4 protein-coding genes are annotated in these 3506 nt (G+C 40.0%); all 4 read left to right on the forward strand.

What is annotated here, in order from left to right:
- On the forward strand, positions 1-989 hold a 989-nt coding region (phoR, locus tag AC4GME_RS18095; protein ID WP_490379967.1), incomplete at its 5' end, for a phosphate regulon sensor histidine kinase PhoR.
- 101 nt (positions 990-1090) lie between these two features.
- Positions 1091-1846, forward strand: a complete 756-nt coding sequence (locus AC4GME_RS18100) for a Nif3-like dinuclear metal center hexameric protein (RefSeq protein ID WP_490377152.1) — start codon at positions 1091-1093, stop codon at positions 1844-1846.
- A 130-nt stretch (positions 1847-1976) separates the two neighbouring features.
- The gene (leuB, locus tag AC4GME_RS18105) at positions 1977-3083 is read left to right on the forward strand and encodes a 3-isopropylmalate dehydrogenase (protein WP_490377153.1); all 1107 of its coding nucleotides are present in this window, start codon (positions 1977-1979) and stop codon (positions 3081-3083) included.
- A gap of 100 nt (positions 3084-3183) precedes the next feature.
- Positions 3184-3506: YaeQ family protein (locus AC4GME_RS18110; RefSeq protein WP_490379968.1), on the forward strand; the 323-nt coding region annotated here is incomplete at its 3' end.

The following is a 3506-nucleotide window of genomic DNA, read 5'->3' on the forward strand; positions in this document are numbered from 1 at the left end:
CTGAAGCGCTTCCGGATGCCGTGGTCGTTTTTCATAAACAGGGGGAAATTATCTGGTGTAATCGTTTAGCACAATTTCATTTAGGTTTTAAATGGCCTGAAGATACTGGCGAGAATATCACCAACCTGATCCGTAATCCGCTGTTTATTGAGTATTTAAAAAGTAATAATTACCATGAACCACTTGATCTGCTTTCACCGATTAACCCCGAAAAAACATTGGAATTTCGGGTTATGCCCTATGCAAAACACCAACGAATTTTAATTGTTCGTGATGTAACAACCTATCGACAGATTGATGAGATGCGCCGTTTATTTGTTGCCAATGTTTCTCATGAGTTGCGTACACCGCTGACGGTTCTGCAGGGATATATTGAAATTCTTGAGATGCAGACAGAGCAAGATTCGAATCAAGCCAAAGCAGTCACTGTACTTGAACAACAGACAACACGTATGTGTTCGTTAGTTGAGCAGTTGATGATGTTATCGAAAATTGAGAGTGCGCCAAACATTGATTTGGATGAGCAGGTTAATGTACCTGTACTGCTCGCACAGATTGAAAATGAAGCGTTAACCATAGGCAGGAAAAAAGCACAGCACATTCAATTTGATGTCGCACAAGATCTGCAGTTGCTCGGTGATGAGATGCAGCTGCGCAGTGCGATGGCAAACTTGGTTTATAACGCAGTTAATTACACACCTGAAAATGGGGCAATCAAAGTCATTTGGCGTCTTTGTGAAGAGGGGGCTTATTTTTGTGTGACGGATAATGGTGATGGTATTGCGCCTGAGCATATTTTGCATCTGACCGAACGTTTTTATCGCGTTGATGACTCTCGTTCTCGAGATACTGGCGGCTCGGGACTGGGTCTGTCAATTGTTAAACATGCATTAACGCATTATGATAGTGAGTTAAATATTGAGAGTAATTTAGGTGAAGGTAGCCAATTCTCTTTTGTTATTCCTAAAAGCTACCTAGTTAACCAATAGTAAAACCTCCACAGCTGAAGTCTAACCTTCGGCTTTTTTGTTTCTATCGAAGAGCGATTCTATCCGCTACAATAGTTAAAAATAGTGTTACGGAATCAATTATGAAAAACAGAAAACTCGCCAATAAATTAGATCAATTTTTAGAAATTCATCAATTTAAAGATTACTGTCCGAATGGTTTACAAATTGAAGGTGCTGAAGAGGTTAAAAAAATTATTACGGGTGTTACAGCCAACCAAGCATTAATTGACCTCGCCATTGAAGAAAATGCCGACGCCATTTTAGTGCACCATGGTTTTTTCTGGAAAGGGGAAAGCCAAGAGATTGTCGGCATGAAATACAAGCGTATTAAAGCCTTAATTGAAAATAACATCAATCTTTATGCCTATCATCTTCCACTTGATGTCCACCCTGAGCTGGGTAATAACGCACAACTTGCTAAATTATTGGATATTACAGACAGACGCCCATTAGAGCCGTGGGATAAACGCAGTGTTGGTCGTGTTGGTAAATTTGCCGAAGCAATTACTCCTGATATTTTATCTGCACGTATTGAATCTGTTTTATCTCGCGCTCCATTACATATTGATGGCGGCAAAAAAGAGATAAAAAGCATTGCCTGGTGTACGGGGGGCGGGCAGGACTACATCTCTATCGCTGCCGAGCAAGGTATTGATGCCTTTATCAGTGGTGAAATTTCCGAGCGTACTGTGCATATTGCCCGGGAAATGGGTATTCATTATTATGCGGCAGGTCATCACGCTACAGAACGTTACGGCGTTCAAGCGCTCGGAGGTTGGATTGAAGCGGAATTAGAGCTGGATGTTAAATTTATCGACATCGCTAACCCGGTTTAATATGCACTAATTAGGCATAAATAAACAAATATCGATGAAAAAGTCATCCTATGTTTGAAACTAGGGTGGCTTTTCCTTATGATGCTTGCACAAAATTAATAATATCAATCAAATCATTTAGGGAATTAAAATGACAACATATAACATTGCTTTACTTGCGGGCGACGGTATCGGTCCTGAAGTAATGAAAGAAGCGGTTAAAGTATTAAACCTTGTTGAACAGCGTAATGCAGACGTTAATTTTGAACTTAACGACGTATTATTTGGCGCTGCTGCTTATTTCGCAACGGGTAAAGCATTTCCGGATGAAACAAAAGCGGCTTGTGATAAAGCAGATGCTATCTTAAAAGGTACTATCGGTCTTAACCACGAAGACTCTAAAAAAATTCCAATAGATGAGCAACCAGAGCGTGGCGCATTATTACCGCTACGTCGTCGTTACAATACCTACGCTAACTTCCGTCCTGTCTACCTGCCAAAAGGTCTTGCACACTTTTCACCATTAAAAGCATCAGTTATCGGTGATGGCATCGATATTATGATCATTCGTGAATTAGTTGGCGGTTTATACTTCGGCGAAAAAGAAACCGGTGTTAATGAAAACGGTAAACGTTTTGTACGTGAAGTACTTGAATATGATGAAGATCAAATTCGTCAAATCATTAAAGTTGCTTTCGATGTCTCGATGACGCGCAAAAAAGTGCTGCATAATATCCACAAATCAAACGTTTTAAAATCAAGCGTGCTGTGGAATGAAATTGTTGAAGAAGAGAGCAAAAACTACCCGGAAGTTGAAGTTAAAAACATTCTGGTTGATGCAGCTGCTACTTACCTTTGTTTGAAGCCTACCATGTTTGATGTGATGGTAATGGAAAACATGTTCGGCGATATCTTAAGTGACCAGGGCGGCGGTATTTTAGGCTCGCTAGGCCTTATGCCTTCAGCTTGTAAAGGTCCTGAAAAATCATACTATGAACCTTCACACGGCAGTGCACCGGACATCGCAGGTAAAGGTATCGCAAACCCATACTCAATGATTGGCTCTGTTGCATTAATGCTGGAAATGAGCTTTGGTATGGAAAAAGAAGCGAAAAACCTTTGGGCTGCAATGCAAAGTGTATTTGAGAAAGGTTATTCAACATCAGATCTGTCTAAAGCGACTGAAGCTAACCTTGTTAGTACTGAAGAGTTTGGCGATTTGGTATGTGTTGAATTGGCTAAAATGCCTGTTGCATAAGTTTTTATATAAAACTTCTTAAATTTTAAACAGTATACTGTTTAAAATAAAAGCCACGTTTAAGCGTGGCTTTTTTGTTTTTAACAAATATGGAAAAATCATGGCACTTAAACCAACCATTTTTAAAATGAATATTAACCTTTCGGATCTAAACAATGATCTTTACGACACGCTTAATTTAACGGTTGCTCAGCATCCGTCAGAAACGCTCGAGCGTATGATGGCGCGCGTGATGGCATATTGTTTAAATGCGCAGGAGTTTTTGAGTTTTACTAAAGGTTTATCCGTTGCAGACGATCCCGATATTTGGGCAAAAAGTTTATCGGATGAATTTTTATTATGGATTGATGTTGGTGAGCCGGCGTTTGAGCGTATAAAAAAAGCACGCCGCCAGGCGCAAGCGGTAAAGGTATATAGTTTTAA

It is taken from the genome of Psychromonas sp. (assembly GCF_983033635.1).

Coding starts and splice junctions, on each gene's coding strand:
- AC4GME_RS18100 (WP_490377152.1), top strand. CDS start 1,091: ATGAAAAACAGAAAACTCGCCAATAAATTAGATCAATTTTTAGAAATT.
- leuB (WP_490377153.1), top strand. CDS start 1,977: ATGACAACATATAACATTGCTTTACTTGCGGGCGACGGTATCGGTCCT.